Origin of the sequence: Pseudomonas guariconensis (assembly GCF_040822035.1) — a bacterium.
GTDB lineage: Bacteria > Pseudomonadota > Gammaproteobacteria > Pseudomonadales > Pseudomonadaceae > Aquipseudomonas > Aquipseudomonas guariconensis.
The window spans coordinates 1,285,529-1,308,971 of record NZ_CP162012.1; the positions used below are offsets into that span (position 1 = coordinate 1,285,529).

25 protein-coding genes and 1 tRNA gene are annotated in these 23,443 nt (G+C 60.7%); 15 read left to right on the forward strand and 11 right to left on the reverse strand.

Annotation, left to right across the window (positions count from 1 at the left end):
• The first annotated feature begins 7 nt into the window (after positions 1-7).
• From AB1N67_RS05790 to recX, 9 genes are all read left to right on the forward strand, one after another.
• Positions 8-1,042 carry a phage late control D family protein gene (locus AB1N67_RS05790; RefSeq protein WP_043208765.1) on the forward strand — a complete coding sequence of 345 codons (1,035 nt, stop codon included), beginning with the start codon at positions 8-10 and terminating at the stop codon, positions 1,040-1,042.
• A gap of 183 nt (positions 1,043-1,225) precedes the next feature.
• A complete protein-coding gene (locus tag AB1N67_RS05795; protein ID WP_253131221.1) occupies positions 1,226-1,993 on the forward strand; it encodes a hypothetical protein in 768 nt (255 codons plus the stop codon).
• A gap of 24 nt (positions 1,994-2,017) precedes the next feature.
• Positions 2,018-2,560: a hypothetical protein gene (locus AB1N67_RS05800; RefSeq protein ID WP_253131220.1), complete on the forward strand. Its 543-nt coding sequence runs from the start codon at positions 2,018-2,020 to the stop codon at positions 2,558-2,560.
• A gap of 233 nt (positions 2,561-2,793) precedes the next feature.
• Complete coding sequence (locus AB1N67_RS05805; RefSeq protein ID WP_197853457.1) at positions 2,794-3,297, forward strand: hypothetical protein; 504 nt, start codon at positions 2,794-2,796, stop codon at positions 3,295-3,297.
• A 77-nt stretch (positions 3,298-3,374) separates the two neighbouring features.
• Positions 3,375-3,923, forward strand: a complete 549-nt coding sequence (locus tag AB1N67_RS05810) for a glycoside hydrolase family 19 protein (protein ID WP_043208763.1) — start codon at positions 3,375-3,377, stop codon at positions 3,921-3,923.
• On the forward strand, positions 3,920-4,417 hold the full coding sequence (locus AB1N67_RS05815; protein WP_043208905.1) for a lysis system i-spanin subunit Rz: 498 nt from the start codon (positions 3,920-3,922) through the stop codon (positions 4,415-4,417). The genes AB1N67_RS05810 and AB1N67_RS05815 overlap by 4 nt, the downstream gene beginning before the upstream one ends.
• Before the next feature lie 59 nt (positions 4,418-4,476).
• A complete protein-coding gene (locus AB1N67_RS05820; RefSeq protein ID WP_043208761.1) occupies positions 4,477-4,959 on the forward strand; it encodes a CinA family protein in 483 nt (160 codons plus the stop codon).
• 106 nt (positions 4,960-5,065) lie between these two features.
• Positions 5,066-6,133, forward strand: a complete 1,068-nt coding sequence (gene recA, locus AB1N67_RS05825; RefSeq protein WP_043208760.1) for a recombinase RecA — start codon at positions 5,066-5,068, stop codon at positions 6,131-6,133.
• A 7-nt stretch (positions 6,134-6,140) separates the two neighbouring features.
• Positions 6,141-6,608 (forward strand): recombination regulator RecX, encoded by a 468-nt coding sequence (gene recX, locus AB1N67_RS05830; protein WP_043208758.1) that lies wholly within the window; start codon positions 6,141-6,143, stop codon positions 6,606-6,608.
• Positions 6,609-6,635: 27 nt separating this feature from the next.
• Here recX and AB1N67_RS05835 read toward each other — a convergent pair whose 3' ends face one another.
• Positions 6,636-7,754 carry an LOG family protein gene (locus AB1N67_RS05835; protein WP_043208756.1) on the reverse strand — a complete coding sequence of 373 codons (1,119 nt, stop codon included), beginning with the start codon at positions 7,752-7,754 and terminating at the stop codon, positions 6,636-6,638.
• Between the two features lie 378 nt (positions 7,755-8,132).
• Here AB1N67_RS05835 and AB1N67_RS05840 point away from each other — a divergent pair, with 378 nt between their 5' ends.
• Complete coding sequence (locus AB1N67_RS05840; protein ID WP_090346107.1) at positions 8,133-8,339, forward strand: hypothetical protein; 207 nt, start codon at positions 8,133-8,135, stop codon at positions 8,337-8,339.
• Position 8,340: 1 nt separating this feature from the next.
• Here AB1N67_RS05840 and AB1N67_RS05845 read toward each other — a convergent pair whose 3' ends face one another.
• Complete coding sequence (locus AB1N67_RS05845; RefSeq protein ID WP_043208752.1) at positions 8,341-8,763, reverse strand: quorum-sensing-regulated virulence factor family protein; 423 nt, start codon at positions 8,761-8,763, stop codon at positions 8,341-8,343.
• 222 nt (positions 8,764-8,985) lie between these two features.
• Between AB1N67_RS05845 and AB1N67_RS05850 the strand changes: the two genes are divergently transcribed.
• The 3 genes from AB1N67_RS05850 to AB1N67_RS05860 all read left to right on the forward strand — a co-directional run bounded on the left by AB1N67_RS05850 (position 8,986) and on the right by AB1N67_RS05860 (position 11,040).
• Entirely contained in the window at positions 8,986-9,696 is a 711-nt protein-coding gene (locus AB1N67_RS05850) for a tRNA-uridine aminocarboxypropyltransferase (protein ID WP_070572311.1), read from the forward strand.
• A gap of 255 nt (positions 9,697-9,951) precedes the next feature.
• Positions 9,952-10,602 carry a response regulator transcription factor ErdR gene (erdR, locus tag AB1N67_RS05855; protein WP_043208748.1) on the forward strand — a complete coding sequence of 217 codons (651 nt, stop codon included), beginning with the start codon at positions 9,952-9,954 and terminating at the stop codon, positions 10,600-10,602.
• A gap of 75 nt (positions 10,603-10,677) precedes the next feature.
• Positions 10,678-11,040 (forward strand): diacylglycerol kinase, encoded by a 363-nt coding sequence (locus AB1N67_RS05860; protein WP_043208747.1) that lies wholly within the window; start codon positions 10,678-10,680, stop codon positions 11,038-11,040.
• Here AB1N67_RS05860 and finR read toward each other — a convergent pair whose 3' ends face one another.
• On the reverse strand, positions 11,041-11,967 hold the full coding sequence (finR, locus tag AB1N67_RS05865) for a LysR family transcriptional regulator FinR (RefSeq protein WP_043208745.1): 927 nt from the start codon (positions 11,965-11,967) through the stop codon (positions 11,041-11,043). It abuts the gene before it with no gap.
• 120 nt (positions 11,968-12,087) lie between these two features.
• On the opposite strand from finR, the gene fpr reads away from it, so the two are divergent.
• A complete protein-coding gene (gene fpr / locus AB1N67_RS05870) occupies positions 12,088-12,867 on the forward strand; it encodes a ferredoxin-NADP reductase (RefSeq protein ID WP_043208743.1) in 780 nt (259 codons plus the stop codon).
• Positions 12,868-12,969: 102 nt separating this feature from the next.
• Here the strand turns inward: fpr and tsaA are convergent, their stop codons facing one another.
• The 5 genes from tsaA to rimO form a co-directional block, all read right to left on the reverse strand.
• Positions 12,970-13,665 (reverse strand): tRNA (N6-threonylcarbamoyladenosine(37)-N6)-methyltransferase TrmO, encoded by a 696-nt coding sequence (gene tsaA, locus AB1N67_RS05875; RefSeq protein ID WP_043208741.1) that lies wholly within the window; start codon positions 13,663-13,665, stop codon positions 12,970-12,972.
• A gap of 5 nt (positions 13,666-13,670) precedes the next feature.
• Entirely contained in the window at positions 13,671-14,132 is a 462-nt protein-coding gene (locus AB1N67_RS05880; protein WP_043208739.1) for a DUF1456 family protein, read from the reverse strand.
• A 93-nt stretch (positions 14,133-14,225) separates the two neighbouring features.
• Positions 14,226-14,936: an rRNA pseudouridine synthase gene (locus AB1N67_RS05885; protein WP_197853453.1), complete on the reverse strand. Its 711-nt coding sequence runs from the start codon at positions 14,934-14,936 to the stop codon at positions 14,226-14,228.
• A 124-nt stretch (positions 14,937-15,060) separates the two neighbouring features.
• Positions 15,061-15,519, reverse strand: a complete 459-nt coding sequence (locus AB1N67_RS05890; RefSeq protein WP_043208735.1) for a GNAT family N-acetyltransferase — start codon at positions 15,517-15,519, stop codon at positions 15,061-15,063.
• A gap of 91 nt (positions 15,520-15,610) precedes the next feature.
• Positions 15,611-16,942 carry a 30S ribosomal protein S12 methylthiotransferase RimO gene (gene rimO, locus AB1N67_RS05895; protein WP_043208732.1) on the reverse strand — a complete coding sequence of 444 codons (1,332 nt, stop codon included), beginning with the start codon at positions 16,940-16,942 and terminating at the stop codon, positions 15,611-15,613.
• A 235-nt stretch (positions 16,943-17,177) separates the two neighbouring features.
• On the opposite strand from rimO, the gene AB1N67_RS05900 reads away from it, so the two are divergent.
• Positions 17,178-19,076 carry a potassium transporter Kup gene (locus AB1N67_RS05900; RefSeq protein ID WP_043208731.1) on the forward strand — a complete coding sequence of 633 codons (1,899 nt, stop codon included), beginning with the start codon at positions 17,178-17,180 and terminating at the stop codon, positions 19,074-19,076.
• A gap of 75 nt (positions 19,077-19,151) precedes the next feature.
• Here the strand turns inward: AB1N67_RS05900 and AB1N67_RS05905 are convergent, their stop codons facing one another.
• The 3 genes from AB1N67_RS05905 to AB1N67_RS05915 all read right to left on the reverse strand — a co-directional run bounded on the left by AB1N67_RS05905 (position 19,152) and on the right by AB1N67_RS05915 (position 23,394).
• Entirely contained in the window at positions 19,152-20,444 is a 1,293-nt protein-coding gene (locus AB1N67_RS05905) for a virulence factor family protein (RefSeq protein ID WP_090346112.1), read from the reverse strand.
• Entirely contained in the window at positions 20,444-23,086 is a 2,643-nt protein-coding gene (gene mprF / locus AB1N67_RS05910) for a bifunctional lysylphosphatidylglycerol flippase/synthetase MprF (protein ID WP_043208727.1), read from the reverse strand. The genes AB1N67_RS05905 and mprF overlap by 1 nt, the downstream gene beginning before the upstream one ends.
• A 231-nt stretch (positions 23,087-23,317) precedes the next feature.
• Positions 23,318-23,394, reverse strand: a tRNA-Met gene (locus AB1N67_RS05915).
• Positions 23,395-23,443: the final 49 nt, after the last annotated feature.

A 23,443-nucleotide genomic window follows, 5' to 3' on the forward strand; every position in this document is an offset into this window, starting at 1 on the left:
GCCTGACATGCAACCGCAATTTCGCATTACCGCCGACGGACACGACGTTACCCTGCTGATCAACGACCGCCTGCTCTCACTGCGCACCACGGACAAGCCTGCCCTTGAGTCGGACGAGTTCGAGTTGCGCATCGATGCCCGTGACGGCGCTGTCGCACTGCCGTCCCGGGGCGCCGTGCTCGAGGTGCACCTGGGCTATGCCGGACAGACATTGAACCTGCTGGGGCGCTACACCGTCGATGAGATCGAGCTGACCGGCCCGCCGGATACCCTGGTGATCCGAGGCAAGGCCAGCGACCTGCGTGGCAGCGGCAAGACCATACGCAGCGGCAGTTGGGAGCAGGTCACCCTGCAGCGCATCGTTGCCGACATCGCTGCCCGCAATGGCTGGCAGGCGGTGTGCCCCGTGACGCTGCACGTGCCGCGGGTCGATCAGTACAGCGAGTCCGATTTCAATTTCATCACCCGCCTGGCACGGCTGCACGACTGCACTGCAAAGCTTGCCAATGGCCAGCTGTTGGTACTGCCGCGCCAGGGAGGGCAGAGCGCCAGCGGCAAGGCCCTCGGTGTGGTAAGCATTGCCCGCGCCGATGTCAGCCAGTGGCAGTTTCGCCTGGGCGATAAAACCACGCACAAAGCGGTACGCGCCCGCCACCAAGATCCTGCCAGCGGTGAACTCAAGACGGTCGAGCTCGCCAATGGCGATGCGCCGGACGGCCTGCAACCTGTGTACACCGATCGCCATCTCTACCCCAACCGCGCTGCCGCTGAACAAGCGGCCAGGGCCCGCCTGGCCAGCTTCAATCGCGACACCGCCAGCGTGCGCCTGGACATGCCAGGGCGTACCGACCTCTTCGCCGAGCGACGTATCAATCTGCAAGGGTTTCTTCATGGCCTGGACGGGGACTATCTGGTCGAATCGGTCGAGCAGGTGTTCACCCTGTCGGGCTGGCGTACCACCGTGCAATGCAATGGCGGTAATGGGGGGAAAGCAAAGGCAAAAGGAGGAATGTCCAAGCGAACCGGCGTGATGAGTCAGTAGCGAGTAGATAAGTGCAGGGGCGTATTTCCCCGCGCCTTAGTTTTCAATGCCCCTTTATTGTCCGTCGTCCAATACAGAGGATGACGGGGATCTGGTAATGAGTGGAACAGTAAGTTGCGAAAAACTGTATAGCCCAATCGGCTGCTCCTCGACGTTCAAACGTTGACTGAGGTGTAGTACCGCATGGCTAGGACGATTGAAATTATCTTGGGTTATGTCGACAAACCGGTCGGCGCGGCGGCGGCAGGAGCGTCGTTGGTTGATCAGTACAATAGTGATAAGACGGGCTTCGCCTTGGTGAACCAGAGCGCGCAGACGGGGGCTGCGGTGGCCAATGTGACTTCGATTGTTAGGTTGACGGCTGGATTTACGCCATTTCTGAATATCAAGATGAATACGTTTGCAGCAACGACAGTATTCCTCAAGATAACGGCTCAATACCGGAGGCATGGTAATGTTAATCCCGGTGATGTTCTCAGTATTGTTGGGAATGTGGCTGGGATTGTGGGTAGCTTGATATTGCTGGCTGGGGCGGTAAAAATATCTCTACCCTTCGTTGCGATTGGTGTGGGGACGAGTGTGGTAAGCATCGTCATGTCAGATGCCGCGAAATTGTTGCATGTGGCCTTCACTAAGACGTTGTGGGAAAACTACCTTCGAGCGAGCCTGAAGGAGAGCTTCCCTAGTTATTGGGTGGCGCCAAATTTTAAACGGGTATCTCTCGCGCACCTTGGTATCCATTTTGCGGCCCGTGCTGAAGTGAGTAGAGAGGGCCGTTCGGCGAGATCCATTGTCTTGGTGGAAGGTAAGCCTGAACGCTACTGGGGGCTTTGGGTAGGTGATGAAGACAGAGGCTATCCACCTCCAATTATTTACCCCCTTTCCGAATTTCCTGATTGGCGAATCGATATTGGTCCTATTGAAATAGTCAGTCCCGCGGCCTCTCGGTAATTTAGAAGTCGGTATTCTCATCAAGTGTCTTCAATTATTTTGTTTCGCGAACTGCTTAAAGCGGTCTCGCCTAAACTACAGATTTTTAATGTCTTGCTGGTTGCAGTCGTGCTGCTGGCGTCCGCTGCACTGTATTACAGTACGCTGCGGACATATACATTACCTGTTTTGACCCGTCTGCTTTTTGTAGAGGGCCGGATCCATGGTGAGGGACAAAGTTGGGCATATGACCGAACCGTGGTCCAGTTTGGTGTTGCTTACAGTGTGCAGGGTAAAAAATATATTAAGCCTGTGTATGCTGACTTATCGGTCTACCAGCAATCGGGGTTACAAGTAGGTAGCCGGGTGCATTTGGCTGTAGAGCCCTCGGGGCAAGACAGTGAGGTGCGGGAGCTAACAACTCAAGAGGGACGTGTTGTGTTCAATGATGAGTTGCATCGGCGGATCATCGAACGCAACAATGAATCGGTCTGGCGGAATGCCGGTCTATTGATATTGGTGGCAGTATTCCCTTTGTTCGTGGCACTTCGAATTGCTTGGAGAAGTCGCAGGACGCTTTTTCAATAATGCAAGTTAGCTGACCAGTTCTTGGGTCTGGTGGAGTTTCGTGCGGCAGGAGGTGATAGTTATGGGGGCAAGCCGATATATAAAATCTCCATTGGGTGAGTGGGGAGGTTGGGTGGCTTTATTTAGCGCCCATGATTTGTCGCTCTCTCCGTCTCCCTGTTGGTAAGTCGATGTCAACTCATGGAAGTCCGCAGTCTTCACGGAGTGTGTACAGGCAATGTTGATGGACGTCTATGCTCCCAAGACAACAGGTTTTCAATCTTTTTATTATTGCGGTAGGACTTTGGTCTTTTGCTGCGCTCTACTACTCGCAGCTTCGAGTGTATGCACCGGTTGATGTAACTAGGCTTGTGAACTTAGAGGGGCGTGTTAACGGCCATGCCTCATCTTGGGAGCATGATCCGGCTATCGTAACACTGGGGATCACTTTCAGGTTGAACGGGGCAAAACACGTCAAGGCAGTGTATGTCAACCAGGCGATCTACCAGCAGACAGGCTTACGGATTGGTTCTAAGGTACTTCTGACCGTGGAAGTCGGCGAGCCAGATATTGTACTGCGTGAACTGGCGACTCAAGAAGGGCTGGTTGTTTTCGATGATGATTTCAATCGACAAATAATCGAGTGGAACAATGAGTCGATCTGGCGAAATGTCGTGCTTTTGACGCTTGTATCTTTTGCGCCATTTTTCGCGGCACTTAGAGTCGCCTCGAAACATCGTCGGACACTTTTTCAATAATGTCGATCGGCTCGATAAAGCCCGGGTTCGCACCGGGCTTTTTTGTGTCCGAATCCTGCGTGATCAAGGAGATATTCATGCTTACGGAAGACCAACTACTCGCGATCTTCCCCAATGCCCGCCCTGTCGCGGACGTGTTTTTGCCAGCCCTGAACACCACCCTGCCGCGCTGGGAAATCGACAATCCCAAACGCGTCGCAGCGTTTCTCGCCCAGGTCGGCCATGAATCTGGCCAACTGCGCTACCTCAAGGAGCTGGGCAATGATCGTTACCTCTCGCGTTATGACACGGGCAGCCTGGCCCAGCGGCTAGGCAATACCCCCGAGGCTGATGGTGATGGTCAGCTCTATCGCGGCCGTGGCCTGATCCAGGTGACCGGTCGCAATAACTATCAGGCCTGCAGTCGGGCGCTGTTTGGTGACGAACGCCTGCTGGCGCAGCCGCAGATGCTTGAACAACCCCGCTGGGCCTGTGAATCGGCGGCGTGGTTCTGGCATTCACGCGGGCTCAATGCGCTGGCGGACCGGGGTGAGTTCAATCGCATTACCCGTCACATCAATGGTGGGCTCAATGGGCTGGAAGATCGTCTGGCCTTGTGGGCACGGGCGCGGGAGGTGCTGTGTTGAGCCGCCTATGGCTGGGGCTGTGTCTGGTGCTCGTGCTGTTGTCTTCGGCATTGACCTGGCAGGTCCAGGCCTGGCGCTACGGCCGGCTGTTCGCGCAGCAGGCCGAGGCTCAAGCCCATGAGGCCCAGGCGCGTGCAGAGGAAGCAGCGCGAGCGCTGCTCGCCGAGCGCGAGGGACGCCAGCAACTTGAACAACGCCTGCAAGGCAGTGAAACACGACATTTTCAGGAGCTCGCCCATGCCCAACAGACTCAAGCTCGCCTGCGTGACCGCCTGGCTACTGCTGACCTGCGGTTGTCAGTCTTGGTCGAACAGGGCGCCAACTGCCCCGCAGTGCCTGCCCCCTCCAGCGCCAGCGGCGTGGATCATGGCCCCGTACGCGCCCGACTTGACCCAGCGGATGCTCGACGCATTATCGCCATCACCGACACCGGAGACCGGGGACTGATCGCCCTGCGCGCCTGCCAGGATTACATTCGGGCATTGGCGCGCTGAGCGCTTGCCTGGCCAAGCGAGGGTGGTAGGGTAGAGCGCAGTTTTCAAGGAGCCCAGCCATGGACCCGATCACCGTTCTTTCTACCCGTCTTGGTGAGCACTTGCGGCGCCTCAATGCGCAGGTGAGCACTGCCGAGTCCTGCACCGGTGGCGGCATCGCCGAGGCCATCACCCGCATTCCCGGCAGCTCGGCGTGGTTCGAGGCCGGTTACGTGACTTATTCCAATACCCAGAAGACCCGCCAGCTGGGTGTCCCTGAAGTGTTGTTCGGCCAGGTGGGCGCGGTGAGCCAGGAAGTGGTCGAGGCCATGGTCCGTGGCGCTCAAGCTGCCAGCGGGGCGCGTTTTGCCGTGGCGGTCAGTGGTGTGGCCGGGCCCGATGGTGGTTCACCTGCCAAACCGGTGGGTACCGTGTGGCTGGCATGGGCCGATGGCAACCATGTGATCAGCGAGCGCCGGCACTTCGACGGCGACCGCGAAGCGGTGCGCCGACAGACGGTGATCACCGCGTTAGACGGCTTGTTACAGCTTGGTGCGGAGTAAATCACCCGACGGGGGTTTGCCAAAGCGAATCCCTGTGGAATAATACTGGCTACTTATACAGTTATTCCCGGCCGCAGGGCCGCCCGTCGAACACGTGAGGATTTCAATGGACGACAACAAGAAGCGCGCCTTGGCTGCTGCCCTGGGTCAGATCGAACGCCAATTCGGCAAGGGCGCGGTCATGCGCATGGGCGACCACGAGCGTCAGGCCATCCCGGCCATTTCCACTGGCTCCCTGGGCCTGGACATCGCCCTTGGCATCGGCGGCTTGCCTAAAGGCCGTATCGTTGAAATCTACGGTCCGGAATCCTCGGGTAAGACCACACTGACCCTGTCGGTTATCGCCGAAGCCCAGAAAAACGGCGCCACCTGCGCCTTCGTCGATGCCGAGCACGCCCTTGATCCCGAGTACGCCGGCAAGCTGGGCGTCAATGTCGATGACCTGTTGGTCTCCCAGCCAGACACCGGCGAGCAAGCCCTGGAAATCACCGACATGCTGGTGCGTTCCAACGCCGTTGACGTGATCATTGTCGACTCCGTGGCCGCGCTGGTCCCGAAGGCCGAAATCGAAGGCGAAATGGGTGACATGCACGTGGGCCTGCAGGCTCGCCTGATGTCCCAAGCGCTGCGCAAGATCACCGGTAACATCAAGAACGCCAACTGCCTGGTCATCTTCATCAACCAGATCCGTATGAAGATCGGTGTGATGTTCGGTAGCCCGGAAACCACCACCGGTGGTAACGCATTGAAGTTCTACGCCTCCGTGCGTCTGGACATCCGTCGTACCGGCGCTGTCAAGGAAGGCGACGAGGTGGTGGGTAGCGAGACCCGCGTCAAGATCGTCAAGAACAAGGTCTCGCCGCCGTTCCGCCAGGCCGAGTTCCAGATCCTCTATGGCAAGGGTATCTACCGCAACGGTGAGATCATCGACCTGGGTGTATCCCAAGGCCTGGTGGAAAAATCCGGTGCCTGGTACAGCTACCAAGGCAACAAGATCGGTCAGGGCAAGGCCAACGCTGCCAAGTTCCTGCAAGACAACCCAGCTGTAGGGGCGGAGATCGAGAAACAAATCCGCGAAAAACTGCTCAACGCAGGTGCCGTCGCCGCTGCTGGCAAGGCCGCCGCTGCTGAAGCCGATGCCGACGACATGGCTGACGCCGACGCCGGTTATTGATTGGCCCATGTCCGTCGTACTCGACAACCCCGTCGCCGTTCGGCGGACAGCCATGGACCTGCTCGCACGCCGCGAGCATGGTCGTGTCGAGCTGACACGTAAGCTGCGTCAGCGCGGCGCACCGGATGAGTTGATCGAGCCTGCGCTCGATCGGCTTGCCGAAGAGGGGCTCCTAAGTGAGGCACGCTACCTCGAAAGCTTCATTTCCTATCGTTCCAATGCCGGCTACGGCCCAGCGCGTATTCGCGAAGAGTTGGGGCAACGCGGCCTGAACCGTGGTGACATCGACCAGGCTCTGCGTGAAAGCGGAGTGGACTGGGCGGCCCGGCTGCAGGAAGTCTGGCAACGCAAGTTCGCCGGGCAACGTCCCCATGATCCCCGAAGCCGTGCCCAGCAGACCCGATTTCTTGCCTACCGTGGATTCCCCATGGAACTGATCGGCCGCCTGCTCAGCGGCCGCAATCTTGACGACTGATTCTTCAGTTTCCCGCTGTCCCCTTTCTCAATCGACCTTCAAGGCTTCCCTTGCTCGCTGTGTGGTGTGCATGGGCTGGGGCTTGGCCCAGTTTTCCGGCAGATTGATGAAGTCCACCAGTTCGCGTAGGCGGCCCTGATCACGGCCATTGAAGGCAAAGGTCAATCGGGTCAGGTGGTTGAAGTTGCCTATCTCGTGCTCGAGGCCGCTGTCTGGTTGTTGATGGTACTTGCCGCTCAGGCGTAGATCGGCGAATCCTTCCTGGATGTCGTAGAGCGCTGCATCGCTCAAGGGATGATGCATGCGAATCACGAACTGGTTCTTCAACCAGCGGCTGGAGTGGTAGTTGCTGTAGAACTGGTTGATCTCCTCCACCGCTTCGTCGGCGCTGTGGACCAGGCGCACCAGCTTCATGTCGCTGGGCAGAATGTAGCGGTTTTCCTCCAGCTGCTTGCTGATGAACGCCAGCGCGTCGCGCCAGAAGGTTCCGCCTGGTGAGTCCAGCAGTACCACTGGCACCAGAGGGCTTTTGCCTGTCTGGATCAAGGTGAGTACCTCGAGAGCTTCATCCAGAGTGCCGAACCCACCTGGGCAGAGCACCAGGGCATCGGCTTCCTTGACGAAGAACAGTTTGCGAATGAAGAAGAAATGGAAGGGCAGTAACTGGTCAGTGCCATCCACTGTGGCATTGGCATGTTGCTCGAAAGGCAGGGTGATGTTGAATCCCAGGCTGTGCCCGGTGCCGGCGCCTTCATGGGCTGCGGCCATGATACCTCCGCCGGCACCGGTAATGACCATCAGGTCGGAGCGTGCCAGGGTGGCGCCCAATTCACGGGCAAGCGCATACATGGGGTGTTCCAATGGCGTACGCGCCGAGCCGAAAACGGTGACCTTCCGCCGTCCCTTGTAGCGTTCCAGGGTGCGGAAGGAATGGTCGAGTTCGCGCAGGGCCTGCAGCGTGATCTTGGCGTTCCAGCGGTTGGTGTCGTCGTGGGCCATGCGCAGGATGGTCAGCATCATGTCGCGGTACAGCGGCAGGTTGGGGCTGTTGGGCGCGACCAGTTGCAGCTGTTCATCAATCTTGCTCAGGTCGATGCCGTTGTCCCTGAAATGATTGAACAAGAGTTCGTTCGGTTGGTAAGGCATTCAACGTCTCCTTCTGCAGCAGAACCTCTGACCGGGACGATGGGGTATCCCGGCCGCGACACTGCGTGTGTCGCTGGCTGCCGTTGCTCGAGTATGCAACCCGAGCATTGCAGTGGGCCTTCAAGGCCATGATGCAGTGACAAATGTCCATCACATTGTTGTTATCGCAGTGCAAGAGCGCCGCGCCTGGGCAGTCTCCTCGGTGCCGGAAATGCGCGGGTATTTGCTATCAATCTAGACCCAAGCGTTAGATCGTGCCGATTGAAGACAGTGCGATGTCCGATAACAGCGCAGTTTTCCCGCTCGTCGGGAGGGGGCCAGCTGTAACGCAGCTCTGGTTAACTGGAAACGCAACGTCTCGATGCAGGAGGTCGCGGTATGCATCGGTTGATCATCGAGGTGGATAGGCAGCTATATCTGCTGCTGGAGCGGGCTGCCCAGGCCCATCAAGTGAGCCTGGAAGCCGAGTGCTTGCGCAGGTTGGAAGTCGCAGAGCGGCACTCGCGTTATCTCCAGGCTCTGCTGGCGGAGTTGCGCGCCGATGAAGAACAGCGGCGCGCCAGTAACAACGACAGGGTTGCCTGAGTTACTTCTTCTTGTTACCCGCCACGCAGCTGGAGGCGTCGAAGGCTTGGTCCATGATCGGCTGGTTGGTCTTGTAGACCGAAAACCGATAGACCAGGACCGCGCCCTTGGACATCAGCTGACGATAGCCATTGTTGCGGCACACGCTGTCGCCCAGCTGGCTGCGAACCTGTTCCGGGTTGGCGCGCATCCGCTCGGCGTGGCTCTCGCGTACGCTCAGGTGGTTGACCAACGCCCGGCCTTTCTCGACGGTATAGCCTTGGTCGAGGATATCTTCGTTGATGGCACGCGGGGTGCCGACGCTGCTTTCCTTGGCGACCTTCTGCAGCATCTGGTTCAGCTCGTATTCCTGCTTGGAGGCCGCCTGGGCCGCCAGTGGCAGTGCGAGCAGCAGGCTCAAGGTCGGGATGGTAAGACGCAGCATGAATCTCTCCTGGTTCGATGACTGGCACTTTGACCTGCGCCAGCGAGCGGCGTTCCATGAAACCACCCGCCTGTGGGATATCCCAGGTCGCCAAAATCGCGATTATAAAGGAGGCGTCCGTCCACCTGCACGGCAAATGACAACGCCTCTGGTAGACTGGCGGCTTGTTTCCCGCCGAGTTGCAACCGTGCCTGTTTCCTTCCTTCTGCGAGGCGTGCAGCCATGAGCCACGCCGTAGCACGCTTGCGCGCCGAACGCCTGGCCCGCAGCAACAAGCCCTTCATCGCCCGTGGTTCGCGCGCGGTGCGTTGTCCGGATTGCCGCGTGATCGCCAGCCACTGCCTGTGTGCCTTTAAGCCCAAGGTCACCGCCGACGCCGGCATGTGTCTGGTGATGCATGATACAGAGCCACTCAAGCCGACCAATACTGGCTGGCTGATCGCTGATCTGGTAGAGGACACCTCGGCCTTTGGCTGGCTCCGTACCGACGTCGACCCGCGCCTGCTCGCATTGCTCGACGACCCCAAATGGCAGCCCTACATCGTCTTCCCCGGTGAGTTCGTCGCGCCAGAGCGGGTTGTCAGCGAGGTGGTGCGCGAGCCGGGTAAACGCCCGTTGTTCATTCTGCTCGACGCCACCTGGACCGAAGCCCGCAAGATGTTTCGCAAGAGCCCTTATCTGGACCGCTTCCCAGTTCTGAGCCTGCAGGCCGAGCAGATGTCGCGTTACAAGCTGCGCCGTTCCAAACGTGATGACCATTTCTGTACCGCCGAGGTTGCGGCAATGTGCTTGGAATTGGCCGGTGACCAACGCGCCAGCGAGGCACTGGACGCCTACCTGGATGTGTTCAGCCTGCATTATTTGAGTGCCAAGCGGCACTTGCCGCTGGATCTGGACGACGACGCGCATCGGCGGTTGCATACCTTCCTATAGTCCAAGGGGCAGGCGCGGTGGATTGGTTCATAATGACCAGGCTGGCAGTCAAGGAGGCGGGGACGACCGGGCAATTGGCTTGACCACCCGGACCGTGCTCGGCATTCTTGGCGCCGATTCGGGCACGACGAAGATGCTGTTATCCCGGACTTCGCCGTGCCATTGCGGCCGGCGGCCCTGCCGTTTGCGCCTTGAGTTGCTCGCCAGGCATTCCTCCACCCCTCGCGCCTGGCACAGAACAGGATCCTTAGATCGATGGCCACATACGAAATCCTGATTGCCGATGACCACCCACTGTTTCGTAGCGCCCTGCGCCAGGCCGTTACCCTCGGCCTGGGGCCGGATGTACGTCTGGTCGAGGTGGCGAGCATCGCCGAGCTGGAAACCCGCCTGTCCGAGAAGGCCGACTGGGATCTGGTCCTGTTGGACCTGAACATGCCCGGCGCCTATGGGTTCTCCGGCTTGGTCCTGCTGCGTGGGCAGTACCCGCAGATTCCAGTGGTCATGGTCTCGGCGCAGGAAGAGGCGGCCGTGGTGGTCAAGTCTCGCGAGTTCGGTGCCAGCGGTTTCATCCCCAAGTCGAGCAACCTGGACGTCATCCAGGATGCAGTGCAGAAGGTGCTCGATGGTGACGTGTGGTGGCCGCCACAGGCGTTCGAGAAGGTCGATGTCTCGGCCGAGGCCAAGGCTGCGAGCGAAGGTCTGGCCAGTCTGACGCCGCAGCAGTTCCGGGTGCTGACCATGGTCTGTGAAGGTTTGCTGAACAAGCAGATCGCCTACGAATTGAGCGTGTCGGAGGCGACCATCAAGGCTCACGTGACGGCAATCTTCCGCAAGCTGGGGGTGCGTACCCGTACTCAGGCAGCGTTGCTGCTGCAACAACTCGAATCGGTTTCGGCTAACTAAGTTCCCGTATATTCACGCTTTTTTGACCCGGGTTGGACTAATCTGCTGGCCCTTTAATCGGTGAAGTAACCGTCCATGTCGCCATTCAAGGGCCAGACCGGCCTTAAACGTATCTTCAACGCCGCCGGCTATTCGTTGGACGGCCTGCGTACCGCTTTCAAGGGCGAGGCGGCGTTCCGCCAGCTGGTGCTGGCCAACGTCGTACTGATTCCGTTGGCCTTCTGGCTGCCCGTCACCCGTGTGGAGCGTGCGATCCTTATCGCCGTATGCTTGCTGGGGTTGATCGTCGAGTTGCTCAATTCTGCGGTTGAGGCGGCCATCGACCGTATCTCCCTGGAGCGCCACCCCTTGTCCAAGAATGCCAAGGACATGGGCAGCGCCGCGCAACTGGTCGCGATGACCATGGTGGCGCTGGTGTGGGGTGTAATCCTGCTCTGATCAGGCAATCGGCGGCAGGACGATCTCGTCACTGCGGCTGACGCCGGCGGTGAAGTTACGGCACAGCTCCAGGAATTCGCGCATGGCCGAGGTCTGGTATTTCTGCTTGTGCCAGATGAAATAGAACTGCCGCGACAAGTCCAGTTCCGGCGTTTCCACCGCCACCAGGCTGCCACGCCGGAACGCGTCGCGCAGGGCCAGGCGCGAGATGCAGCCGATGCCCAAGCCGGACTCAACGGCGCGTTTGATCGCCTCGGTGTGTTCCAGCTCCAGGCGGATGTTCAGGTTGGCGCGGTGATGACGCATGGCTTGGTCGAACGTCAGCCGCGTCCCCGAGCCTTGCTCGCGAAGAATCCACGCCTCGTGGGACAAGGTCTCCACATCTGCCCGGCCCACCTTGGCCAAGGGATGCTGAGGCGCGCAGAACACCACCAGTTCATCTTCCACCCAGGGCTGCACTTCCAGATCCGGGTGGTTGCAGTCGCCTTCGATTAGACCCAGGTCAATTTCATAGTGCGCGACCTGCTGCACGATATGTACGGTGTTCTGCACATGGAGTTTGACCTGACTCTCCGGGTGACCCTGCATGAAGCTGCCGATCAGCAGGGTTGCCAAGTAGTTGCCGATGGTCAAGGTGGCACCGACCGAGAGCGATCCGAAGCCGGACTTGCCATTGAGCAGGTCCTCGATCTCCTTGGCCTGGTCGAGCAGGGCAACGGCCTGGGGCAGCAATTGATGGCCCAAGGCATTGAGGCTCAGCCGTTTACCCGCGCGGTCGAATAACTGGCAGCTCGATTGGCGCTCCAGTTCAGTGATCGAGGTGCTGGCGGCCGATTGCGACAACGCCAACAGGCTCGCGGCCCGGGACACGCTTTGGTGCTGGGCGACGGCGACAAAGACTTGTAGCTGACGAAGCGTGAATCGCATATCTATATAACCGATAAGACATATCTTGATAATCCATTTAACAGATATTGTCGCTGCCCCTAAAATATCGCGCAATAGTGCGCTAGGTCCGCGCCGCGTCTTTCTTCAGGAGCCCCATCGATGAGCAACATGAACCACGAACGTGTCCTCAGTGTGCACCACTGGAACGACACTCTGTTCAGCTTCAAGTGCACCCGTGATCCGGGCCTGCGCTTCGAGAACGGTCAGTTCGTGATGATCGGCCTGCAACAGGACAACGGCCGTCCGCTCATGCGCGCCTATTCCATCGCTTCGCCTAACTGGGAAGAGCACCTGGAGTTCTTCAGCATCAAGGTGCCGGATGGCCCGCTGACCTCCCAGCTGCAGCACTTGAAGGAAGGTGACGAGATCATCATCAGCAAGAAGCCCACCGGTACCCTGGTGCTCGACGACCTGAACCCGGGCAAGCACCTTTACCTGCTGAGCACCGGCACCGGTCTAGCGCCGTTCATGAGCGTCATCCAGGATCCGGAAACCTACGAGCGCTTCGAAAAAGTGATCCTGGTTCACGGCGTGCGCTACGTCAACGAAGTCGCCTACCGTGAGTTCATCACCGAGCACCTGCCACAGAACGAGTTCTTCGGCGAGGCGGTTCGCGACAAGCTGATCTACTACCCGACCGTGACCCGCGAGCCGTTCGAAAATCAGGGCCGTCTGACCGACCTGATGCGCAGCGGCAAGCTGTTCAGCGACATCGGCCTGCCACCGATCAACCCACAGGACGACCGCGCCATGATCTGTGGTAGCCCGAGCATGCTCGACGAAACCGCCGAGGTTCTCGACAGCTTCGGTCTGAAGATCTCCCCACGCATGCGTGAGCCAGGTGACTACCTGATCGAGCGTGCTTTCGTCGAAAAGTAAGACGAATCGCACAACGCAAAAACGCAGGCCATGGCCTGCGTTTTTTTATGTCCGGAAAAGGGTACTGCCGGCGGCTGCACCGCCGGGAATTTTCCGAAAGGCTTAAGCGTCCGGTACGACTTCCAGAACACGGATCTGGTCTGGCTTCGGGTAGTGCCAGCGCACCTGGACATCCCAGAACTTCACCCCATACACCCGATCAGCTGGCGGTACCTGGTAAGCCGGGCGTGGGTCCTGCGCCAGGCACTGCTCGATCAGCTCGACCAATGGCTCTCGAAGACGCAAGGCATGTGTATGGGCCTGGGGTAGGGCGGCCTCGCTCCAGGTCACGGCAATAGGTTCAGGCGCATCGCTGGCCATCTGGTTGGTTGCATCATCGATGCAGTCGGCGTAGGGCACATAAGGCTTGATGTCCAGTACCGGCGTCCCGTCGAGCAGGTCGATCCCCGACAGCAGCAGACGACCTGCCTCGACACCCTCCAGGCGCACCACTGACTGGCCGATACCATTGGGTCTGTGGGTGGCGCGGGTGGCGAACACGCCCATGCTCTTGTTGCCCCCTAGGCGCGGCGGGCGCACCTTCAGGCGGGGCTTGTCTTCCAGGGCCTGGTGGAACAGGAACAACAGCCAGACATGGCTGACCTGTTCGAGCCCGGCGACGGCATCACCCTGGTCGAACGGGGGCAGCAGTTCCAGCACGCCACGTGCGGCGGGCGCAAGCTGCGGCTGGCGAGGTATGGCGAACTTCTCCTTGAAGCAGGAGCGGACGATGCCAACCGGTGAGACCGTGTGTTGCATCGTGCTCAGCCACGCACACGCAGGGTCAGGCCCTTGAGAAAGTTGCGCAGCAGCTGGTCGCCACAAGGTCGGTAGTTGTCATGGCCGACCTTGCGGAACAGCGCGCTGAGTTCGGGTTTGGACACTGGGAAGTTGACCGACTTCAGAATCACGTGCAGGTCTTCCTCCTTGAGTTCGAAGGCCACGCGCAACTTCTTGAGGATGGTGTTATTGCTCACCGGGACTTCGATCGGTTGCGCCGGGCGGCTGTCATCGCGGCCTCGACGGTGAATCACCAACCCGTCGAGAAAATGCGCCATGACCCGTTCCGGGCAACGCACGTAGCCGGCTTCATCTTCTTTCTTCAAGTAGGTGGCGACCGCTTCGGGAGAAACTTCGAGGCCGGTCAGCCCAATGATCTCGGCCATTTGGGCATCGCTGACCTTGAGCATGTAGCGCAGGCTGCGCAGGACATCGTTGTGGTTCATGGTGACAAATCCTGTTCAGGCGCCACGCCAGCAGTGGCGTGGCGATAATGCTAGGGGCAGTGTGGCCCGGTGCGGATACATTGCGTACAGGGCCTAGAAGCGTTCGTTGGTCGCCAGGTAACGCCACTGCCCGGCGGGCAGCTTGCCCATGGACACCCCGCCCAGGCGGATACGGCGCATACCCAGCACCTTGAGTCCAAGGGCGGCGCACAAGGCGCCGATCTGCCCGGGCCGCGGATTCTTCAGGGCCAGGCGCAGATGGCTTTCGTTCTGCCAACTGGCCTTGGCCTTGGGCAGTTCCTGACCGCTGCGGGTGATGCCACGGGCAAGGCGCTGCAAGGCCTCTGCCGACGCCTGGCCTTCGACCTGGACGATGTACTCCTGCTCCATCCGATGAAGATCGGCCTCGAGCTTGCGGGTGACTCGCCAGTCCTGCGTGTACAGCTGCATACCGGTTGCGCCGGGTTCCAGAGGCGCGACACAGGACAACCTGGCGAAGTGACCATGCAGCGGGCGCACCGAAGGCGGATGGGCTTCGCTGAGGGTAGCCATGGTCATGCTGCTGCGACCGCTCTCGGCGTCCTGACCAGCCGTTTGATTGAGCAGGAGCGTGACCGGTGGCAGTTGCTCGGCGCGTGCTCCCGGGAGCAGTGCAACCTGCTCGGTCCCGACCTTGTAGTGGGGTTGCTCGACCACGACGCCATCCACCGTGACCCAGCCGCCCTCGATGTACAGCTCGGCCTCGCGGCGGGAGCAACCAAGTTGCTCGATGAGGCGTTTGGAGAGGCGCAGGGGTTCTGACATGAAGGCAATTCGCAAAATGAGGCAGGGAAGGCCGCCATTGTACCTCTCTGGACGATCTTGGGGCTGGGAATCTATGTCATTTACGCCATTTCAGGAGGGGCGTACGGCATCCTGCATCCAAAGCTCAAGAGCCTGTGCGAATCAGGGTCATGTGCAGTAAGGGATAGGGCTGACCTAGTCCATCGGTATCCGAACGCCCGGTGACTTCGAACCCTTCGTGCAGGTAGAACCCCAGCGCCTGCGGGTTTTGCTCGTTGACATCCAGGCGCTCGGCATTGAGTTCGTCGACGGCATAGCGCAACAGCCGTTTGCCGATGCCCTGGCCACGGTATTCAGGGGCGACGAAGAGCATGTCCACCCGGCCATTGGCGACGCCGGCAAAACCAAGAATGCGCCTGGTGCTGTCTCTGCAGCAGACCAGCATCACGGCGTCCAGATAACGGCGTAGCACATGTTCGCGCAGCAGTACGATATAGGCATCGGGCATGAAGTCGTGGGTGGCGCGCACCGAGGCCTCCCAGATCCGCACCAGTTCCGGGTAGTCGCTCACATTTGGCGTTTGAAGCGTCAGTGCCGGTTGCATCGCATTGCTCCTGCTGGGTCCTGAGGAAAACATAGATGCAAAAAAAAGCCCCGCCAGTGGCGGGGCTTGATCGGGGCTGACCTGAGGAGGCTCAGATCGGTTCTGCCCACATGTCGTATTCGTCGGCATCGACGATGCGGCAGCGCACCTTGTCGCCTGGCTTGAAGCCATGATCGCCATCGATGAACACGCTGCCGTCGATTTCCGGGGCATCGAAGAAGCTGCGGCCAACCGAGCCCTGCTCCTCGACTTCGTCGATCAGCACGTCGATTTCCTTGCCGATGCGCAGTTGCAGGCGTGCGGCGCTGATGGCCTGCTGGTGCGCCATGAAGCGGTCCCAGCGCTCCTGCTTGATTTCGTCCGGGACTTCTTCCAGGCCCAGATCGTTGGCCGGGGCGCCTTCGACCGGCGAGTACTGGAAGCAGCCGACGCGATCGAGCTGGGCTTCGGTCAGCCAGTCGAGCAGGTATTGGAAGTCTTCTTCGGTTTCACCGGGGAAGCCGACGATGAAGGTGGAGCGGATCACCAGCTCAGGGCACTGCTCGCGCCAGCTCTTGATGCGGGCCAGGGTACGGTCTTCGAAGGCCGGACGCTTCATGGCCTTGAGCACCTTGGGGCTGGCGTGCTGGAAGGGAATGTCCAGGTACGGCAGGATCTTGCCGGCGGCCATCAGGGGGATCACGTCGTCGACGTTCGGGTATGGGTAGACATAATGCAGGCGCACCCAGGCACCGAGGCTGCTCAGGGCCTCGCACAACTCGAGCATGCGGGTCTTGACCGGGCGACCGTTCCAGAAATCGGTCTTGTACTTGACGTCCACACCGTAGGCGCTGGTGTCCTGAGAGATCACCAGGATTTCCTTGACGCCGGCCTTGACCAGGCGCTCGGCCTCGCTCAGCACTTCACCGACCGGGCGGCTAACCAATTTGCCACGCATCGACGGGATGATGCAGAAGCTGCAGCTGTGGTTGCAGCCTTCGGAAATCTTCAGGTAGGCGTAGTGACGTGGGGTCAGCTTGACGCCTTGGGGCGGGACCAGATCGATCAGCGGGTTATGGTCCTGACGCGGTGGAACCACTTCGTGTACGGCATTGACTACCTGCTCGTACTGTTGCGGGCCGCTGACCGACAGCACGCTCGGGTGCACGTCGCGGATATTGCCTTCCTCGACACCCATGCAACCGGTGACGATGACCTTGCCGTTTTCCTTGATCGCCTCGCCGATCACCTCCAGGGACTCGGCCTTGGCGCTGTCGATGAAGCCGCAGGTGTTGACCACCACCACGTCGGCGTCCTCGTAGGTAGGCACGACTTCATAGCCTTCCATGCGCAGCTGGGTCAGGATGCGCTCGGAGTCAACGAGAGCCTTGGGGCAACCCAGGCTGACGAAACCGACCTTCGGGGTGGCGGGAGTGGTGGACATGGCTAACCTCGGTATTGAAGACAGATCGCCCAGCCGCTGACGGGGGCGATACTGATGGGCGCTTTTGGCGCCTCTGATCAAAAAGTGCGCAATTCTAGCGAGCGCAAGGTCGCTTTACCAGCAGAAATACGACGAACGCTGCGCTATGCTTCGCGCCGTTGCGCGGGGGCATTCGGGATGGCTCGGCGCGGGTGCAACTCAAATGGGTCTAGAAGGCCTTCTGCGGGAGTGGTCGATGGTTCAGGCAAGCAGTCACGCCGAAGGTGGGCAGGGGGCGACACGCTCGCTGGGCCTGCTCGTAGCAGCTGTTGGGGTGGTGTATGGCGATATCGGTACCAGCCCGCTGTACACCCTCAAAGAGGTCTTCACCGGGGGGTATGGGGTACAGGTCAACCATGATGGCGTGCTGGGCATCCTGTCGCTGATTCTGTGGTCGCTGTTGTGGGTGGTTTCGTTCAAGTACGTGATGTTCATCCTGCGTGCCGATAACCAGGGGGAAGGCGGCACGATGGCATTGACCGCACTGGCGCGCCGGGCGACGGCCAATTACCCGAAGCTCAGGGCGCTAATGGTCGGTTGCGGTCTGGTCGGTGCCTCGTTGTTCTACGGTGACAGCATGATCACCCCGGCGGTGTCGGTGCTTTCGGCGGTTGAGGGCATGGGGCTTGCCTTCGACGGAATCGATCATTGGGTGGTGCCGGTGTCGCTGGTGGTGCTGGTGGCATTGTTCCTGGTGCAGAAGCATGGCACCGAGAAAATCGGCAAGCTGTTCGGGCCGATCATGGTCACTTGGTTCGTGGTGCTGGGGGCGCTCGGGGTGCATGGCATCGCGCAGAGCCCGGAAGTGCTCAAGGCGTTCAATCCGGGCTGGGCGCTGAACTTCTTCATTGTTCACCCGGGCATGGGTGTGGCGATCCTCGGGGCGGTGGTGCTGGCGCTGACCGGTGCCGAGGCGCTGTATGCCGACATGGGGCATTTTGGCCGTAAACCGATTGCTCGGGCCTGGTTCGCACTGGTGCTGCCGGCCTTGGTACTCAACTATTTCGGACAGGGCGCGATGCTGCTGCAAAACCCGGAAGCGGCGCGCAACCCCTTCTACCTGCTGGCGCCGGGCTGGGCACTGTTGCCGCTGGTGGGGCTGGCCACGCTGGCGACGGTGATCGCTTCCCAGGCGGTGATTTCCGGGGCCTTTTCCCTGACCCGCCAGGCCATCCAGCTTGGCTACATCCCGCGGATGCAGATCCAGCACACTTCGAGCGACGAGCAAGGGCAGATCTACATCAGTGCGGTGAACTGGACCTTGATGGTCGGCGTCGTGTTGCTGGTGATCGGCTTCGAGTCGTCGGGCGCATTGGCCGCAGCCTATGGCGTTGCGGTGACCGGCACCATGTTGATGACCACCATCCTGGTGTCGGCAGTGATGCTGCTGCTGTGGAAGTGGCCACCGGTGCTGGCGGTGCCGATTCTGTTGGGTTTCCTGTTTGTCGATGGATTGTTCTTCGCCGCCAACGTGCCGAAGATCGTGCAGGGCGGCGCGTTCCCTGTGCTGGCGGGGATCGTGCTGTTCGTGCTGATGAGTACCTGGAAGCGCGGTAAACAGATTCTGGTGGACCGTATCGACGAGGGAGCCCTGCCGTTGCCCGTGTTCATCAGCAGTATCCGCGTACAGCCGCCACATCGCGTCGAGGGCACGGCGGTGTTTCTCACTGCGCGGGCAGACGCTGTGCCCCACGCGCTGTTGCACAACATGCTGCATAACCAGGTGCTGCACAGCCAGGTGGTGCTGTTGACGGTGGTCAGTGAGGATCGGCCGCGGGTGCCGGAGCACGAGCGCTTTGAAGTGGAGGCCTATGGTGATGGGTTCTTCCGCGTTCTGCTGCACTTTGGCTTCATGGATGAACCGGACGTGCCGGCGGCGCTGAAGCTGTGCCACCTGGACGGACTCGATTTCAGCCCGATGCGTACCACCTACTTCCTCAGCCGCGAGACAGTGATCGCCTCGCGCCTGGAGGGCATGGCGCGCTGGCGTGGCAACCTGTTCGCGTTCCTGCTCAAGAATGCCAACGGTAATCTTCGGTTCTTCAACCTGCCGCTGAACCGGGTGATCGAATTGGGAACGCAGGTCGAGATCTGATTCCCAGGGGCATTCGGACAGCTGATCGCAGGGCAACCCCGTGATCAGCCGTCCGAGGCGGCCCGCAGGCTTATTTCAGTTCTGTTCCGCCACGCTGGACTTCCCCTGGCGCGTCTCGATCTCGCTGATCAGGCGCTTGGCCAGGGCTGGATAGTTCTCGTCGAAGTGATGCCCGCCAGGCAGCTTCAGGCGTTCACCGACTGCGGTCTTGTCGGTGCACCCACTTTCATCGGTCTCCTCGACACCATAGACGCACACCACCTTGGGCGCTGGCAGCTTGGCCATTTCCGGGCCGGTCGGGGCTTCCTGACCTTCCTTGCCCAACCAGCCCTCGACCTCGATCTCGAAGCTGCCGCTGCGGGCAAACGCCAGCAAGATCACGGCATCGATCCGCTGTTTGTCTTCATCCGGCAGGCGGTTGTAGATCGCCGGCAGCACGTCGGCGCCGAAGGAGTAGCCGGTGAGCACGAAACGCTTGGTGCCCCATTTCTGGCGATAGTGCTGCATCAGCTCAGAGAGGTCGGCGGCGCTCTGTTCCGGCGTCTTGTGCTGCCAGTAGTAGCGCAGCGTATCGATCCCTACGACCGGATAACCGAGCTTGGCCATTTCGCCGGCGACGTCGCGGTCCAGGTCACGCCAGCCGCCATCCCCGGAGAGGAACAGGGTGACGGTGTCGGTGGTCTGCCCGGCGGGGACCTCAACTACCGGAATGCTCAGTGCATTGCCGTCCTTGCCGATCAGGGCCTGGGTCAGTTGAGCTTTGAGCACCTGGGGCAGGTGAATGTCGTAGTCGGCGATGCTCGTCTCGGCGTTCGCCTGGTCGCGCACGAATGCGGCACTGGCATCGTCGGGGTTGTCATTCCACGCTACGTTCCAATGGCCGTGGGCGGCGGATTTGGGCAGGGGCTGGCAACCGGGTTGTTCGAGGGTGAAGTCCACGGAGATGGCGCGGGCCTTGTCATCGCTCTGGGTGGCCAGCCATCGCCAGGCCTGCGCAGCGCCAGGGCCGATTCCAGCCACCAAGTTCGGCGGTGCGGCCAGCTCGCCCATGGCCTGGTCGAGTGCGCGCTGCTGCTTGACGCAGTCGCCAGGCGGCAGAAGCACCTGGACCAGCTGGGCCTCGCCGGCCTGGCTAAGGTCCAGCAATTGTTTGTCGCTGAGCGCCTGGTCCTGGGGCACGGCAATGGCCACGTGGGCCTTGGCGTGTACGCCCGGTATGGCGCGGACCAGGCTGCTGCCGTCGCCCAGGGTCAGGTGTTCCAGGCGGGCTTCGGGCGCTGGGCGGGTCCACAGCCAGAAGGCTGCGGCACCGGCCAGCAAGGCCAGGAGCAGGGCGCCGGTCAGGTAAAGCCAATAGCGTCGGATCATCAACGTTTCACCAATCCAGTCAAGCCGCCTGCGATCAGGGCGGCGGTATCGGCCAATGCCACCAACGGGTCGAGCCCGGCCGGCACAGCCATGTAGCGGGGTTCCCAATCCGGTTGGAACTTGTCCTTGAAGCGACGTAGCCCCTGGAAGTTGTACAGCTGCTCGCCGCGCTGGAACACCATCGAACCCAGACGTTGGGTCAGGGGGGCGCCACGTCGGGGTTGAAGGCCGGAGAGCGGGACCATCCCGAGGCTGAAGCGGGCGTAGTCGTGGTTTTTGTAGTGCAGGATCAAACCGATCATCATGAATTCCATGGTCAGCTTGGGGGCTTGCGGATGGGCACGCATCAGGTCCAGGCTCGCCAGCTCTTTGCTCTGGGTTTCGAGCAGGTTGGCAAAGGCCACCGGTAGGCCTTGAAAGCGGATCAGCGCGATACGGAAATGCTGCAGGTACTCGGGGCTGAAGCGACCGAGGGAAAAGCCTTTTTCACGTACGTTCTTGCCACCGAGCCAGGCGTCGGAAATTGCCTTGAGTGCCTCGAGCGGGGCATCGCCTGGCTCATGGATCTCCAGCGTCAGCCCGTCACGGCCGCCGCGGTTCCAGGTATAGCGCAGGTCTTTCATCTCCTTGCCCTTGGCTTCGAGGTCAAAACGGCGCAGGTCGACCCGCGCTTCTTCGCCGAGCTTGAGTGCCGTCAGGCCGATATCCATGTAGAACGGCAGATTCTCCGCGCGGACTTGATAGAACACTGGGCGGGCGTGGTGCAGATCGCAGAGGTCACGGAATTGCCAGATCATCTCGGCGCGCTCCTGGGCGGGGCCGATCGGGTCGTACAGGGCGACCAGGCTGCGGCCGCGACGGGCATACATAAGGAAGGCCTTGTGGTTGGGGTGGAACAGCAAGGCTTTGTCGCCGGTGAGTGCCAGGCCACCGTCGGGTTGGTCGGAGGCCATCAGAATGCCCTTGGCCTGTTGCAGTTCCTCATCGTTGGGCAAGTGAATCACGGGCCGTGCGGTGCGCAGCAGCCAAGTCAGCGCGACGACCACTAACAGCACTGCACTGCCCATGGCGGCGCGCAGGCCACGTGGTGCGTCGGCATCGAGGGTGAACTGCCACCACAGTTCGTGGCTGTAGGGTACATCCTGGTAGGCGAACAGCAGCAGCCAGACCGAGGCGCCGACCACACAAACGCTTGCCACCAGGTACACCGGCGAGAAGGGCAGCTCCAGCAACCGGCTTGGGCGATAGAACGAGCGACGGAACAAGGTCAGCAGCGCCACTGTGAAGATCAGCACGCTGGCCTCTTCCCAATCGAAGCCCTTGAGCAACGACAGCAGTGCGCCTACCAGCAGCAGGACGGTGGTCAGCAGCCAGGCGGCCGACAGTCGCCGGCGTAACCCTTGAGCCAGCAGCAGGCACAGCACCCCGATGAGGCTCGCGCCAAAATGCGAAGCGTCGATCAGGCGATGGGGCACCAGAAAGCCCATGTGCTCAAGGCGCGTGTCGATCTCGGGCGTGGCCCCGGAGAACAACAGCACGACGCCTGACAGAAACACCAGGATTGCCAGCACCGGCGCAGCAAGCCCGGCGGCTGCATTGATCGCTTGGCGGGCGAACAGCAGACGGCGGGCTTCGCTCGCCAACAGCAGCACACAGGCCACTAGCAAAGGCAGGACCACATAGATCAGGCGATACAACAGTAAGGCAGCTGCCAGTGGCGCGGCGCCCAGCTGATTGGCGAAGGCGGCCAGGAGAATGGCTTCGAACACCCCCACGCCACCTGGCACATGGCTGAGTACACCGGCGGCCAGGGCGAGCAGGTAGACCAGGACGAAGGCGCCGAAAGGCGGAGCTTCGGGCAGCAGCAGGTAAAGCACGGTAGCGGCGGCGACGACGTCTAGGGCGGTGATCAACAACTGCAGGGCGGCCAAGCGGGCGCCTGGTAGTCGCAGGGTGCGCCGTCCAAACTGCACCACCAGGCTATCGGCCAGAGGTTGCTCGTCCAGGCGGCGACGATAGAGGCCGATTACCAATACGGCCGTCAGCGCCAGCACTGCCACGGCGATACTGGCCAGCAATGGGGCAGGCAGGCGCAGGGCGGTGGCGGCACCTTGCAGGTTGCTCAATGTCGCCAGCGCTGCCAGAGGGGGCAGGGCGCAGCCTAGGGATAGGCTGGCGAACACGGTCATCCGTGCGATTTCAGCGGCGCCTAGCCCATGCCGCGCATACAGGCGATAACGTACCGAGCCACCGGACAGGATCGACAGCCCGACCGCGTTACCAATGGCAAAGGCGCTGAACCCGCCCAGCGCCAATGTGCGGGCCGGTAGCTGCACTGCAGCGTAACGGCTGGCGGACCATTCATAGCCCAGCAAAGTCACAAAACCCACGACGGTCGCCAGCAAGGCGCCCGCCAAAGAGCGTGTCGGCACGCTGAGCATGGCGTCGTGAAGGGCATAAATGTCCAGTTCGCTCAGCAAGTGCCGGCAGGCGATCAAGGCCATGCTGAACAGCAGCAACGTCAAGGCCAGCCCCAAGGGTTGGCGATAACGGCTCAGCCGCTCCAGCCAGGGCAGGCGGCGGGCGGCGTTGGGAAGCGCGGTGGCGAGAGGCTCCTGAGGTTCGGAGTCGTGTGAAATCATGGATAACCTCGGGCCAGGAGCGCGAGGTTGGGCAGAGGTGCGGCCAAGTGAAAGTCCCTTCGGAAAACGTATCCAGATATTACTCCTGCCCGGCCCGCTTTCAGCGGTTTGGCAGGGTTAAAGATAGTTCATCCGGCGAGCCCCACTTGAGGCGAAGTGGGGAAGTATTCACGGGGCCAAAAGCAAAAAACCCCGCGCTGCGTTAGCAGGCGGGGTTTGTTCTGACGAATATGGTTGCGGGAGCCGGATTTGAACCGACGACCTTCGGGTTATGAGCCCGACGAGCTACCAGGCTGCTCCATCCCGCGTCAGTGGATGCGCATTCTACGGAATTCCGAGTAGCTGTCAAGCATTACT

Bases quoted from the DNA above. Each gene is read 5' to 3' on its own strand.
- AB1N67_RS05790 (WP_043208765.1), top strand. From the start codon at position 8: ATGCAACCGCAATTTCGCATTACCGCCGACGGACACGACGTTACCCTG.
- AB1N67_RS05795 (WP_253131221.1), top strand. From the start codon at position 1,226: ATGGCTAGGACGATTGAAATTATCTTGGGTTATGTCGACAAACCGGTC.
- AB1N67_RS05805 (WP_197853457.1), top strand. From the start codon at position 2,794: ATGCTCCCAAGACAACAGGTTTTCAATCTTTTTATTATTGCGGTAGGA.
- AB1N67_RS05810 (WP_043208763.1), top strand. From the start codon at position 3,375: ATGCTTACGGAAGACCAACTACTCGCGATCTTCCCCAATGCCCGCCCT.
- AB1N67_RS05820 (WP_043208761.1), top strand. From the start codon at position 4,477: ATGGACCCGATCACCGTTCTTTCTACCCGTCTTGGTGAGCACTTGCGG.
- recA (WP_043208760.1), top strand. From the start codon at position 5,066: ATGGACGACAACAAGAAGCGCGCCTTGGCTGCTGCCCTGGGTCAGATC.
- recX (WP_043208758.1), top strand. From the start codon at position 6,141: ATGTCCGTCGTACTCGACAACCCCGTCGCCGTTCGGCGGACAGCCATG.
- AB1N67_RS05835 (WP_043208756.1), bottom strand. From the start codon at position 7,754: ATGCCTTACCAACCGAACGAACTCTTGTTCAATCATTTCAGGGACAAC.
- AB1N67_RS05840 (WP_090346107.1), top strand. From the start codon at position 8,133: ATGCATCGGTTGATCATCGAGGTGGATAGGCAGCTATATCTGCTGCTG.
- AB1N67_RS05845 (WP_043208752.1), bottom strand. From the start codon at position 8,763: ATGCTGCGTCTTACCATCCCGACCTTGAGCCTGCTGCTCGCACTGCCA.
- AB1N67_RS05850 (WP_070572311.1), top strand. From the start codon at position 8,986: ATGAGCCACGCCGTAGCACGCTTGCGCGCCGAACGCCTGGCCCGCAGC.
- erdR (WP_043208748.1), top strand. From the start codon at position 9,952: ATGGCCACATACGAAATCCTGATTGCCGATGACCACCCACTGTTTCGT.
- AB1N67_RS05860 (WP_043208747.1), top strand. From the start codon at position 10,678: ATGTCGCCATTCAAGGGCCAGACCGGCCTTAAACGTATCTTCAACGCC.
- finR (WP_043208745.1), bottom strand. From the start codon at position 11,967: ATGCGATTCACGCTTCGTCAGCTACAAGTCTTTGTCGCCGTCGCCCAG.
- fpr (WP_043208743.1), top strand. From the start codon at position 12,088: ATGAGCAACATGAACCACGAACGTGTCCTCAGTGTGCACCACTGGAAC.
- tsaA (WP_043208741.1), bottom strand. From the start codon at position 13,665: ATGCAACACACGGTCTCACCGGTTGGCATCGTCCGCTCCTGCTTCAAG.
- AB1N67_RS05880 (WP_043208739.1), bottom strand. From the start codon at position 14,132: ATGAACCACAACGATGTCCTGCGCAGCCTGCGCTACATGCTCAAGGTC.
- AB1N67_RS05885 (WP_197853453.1), bottom strand. From the start codon at position 14,936: ATGTCAGAACCCCTGCGCCTCTCCAAACGCCTCATCGAGCAACTTGGT.
- AB1N67_RS05890 (WP_043208735.1), bottom strand. From the start codon at position 15,519: ATGCAACCGGCACTGACGCTTCAAACGCCAAATGTGAGCGACTACCCG.
- rimO (WP_043208732.1), bottom strand. From the start codon at position 16,942: ATGTCCACCACTCCCGCCACCCCGAAGGTCGGTTTCGTCAGCCTGGGT.
- AB1N67_RS05900 (WP_043208731.1), top strand. From the start codon at position 17,178: ATGGTTCAGGCAAGCAGTCACGCCGAAGGTGGGCAGGGGGCGACACGC.
- AB1N67_RS05905 (WP_090346112.1), bottom strand. From the start codon at position 20,444: ATGATCCGACGCTATTGGCTTTACCTGACCGGCGCCCTGCTCCTGGCC.
- mprF (WP_043208727.1), bottom strand. From the start codon at position 23,086: ATGATTTCACACGACTCCGAACCTCAGGAGCCTCTCGCCACCGCGCTT.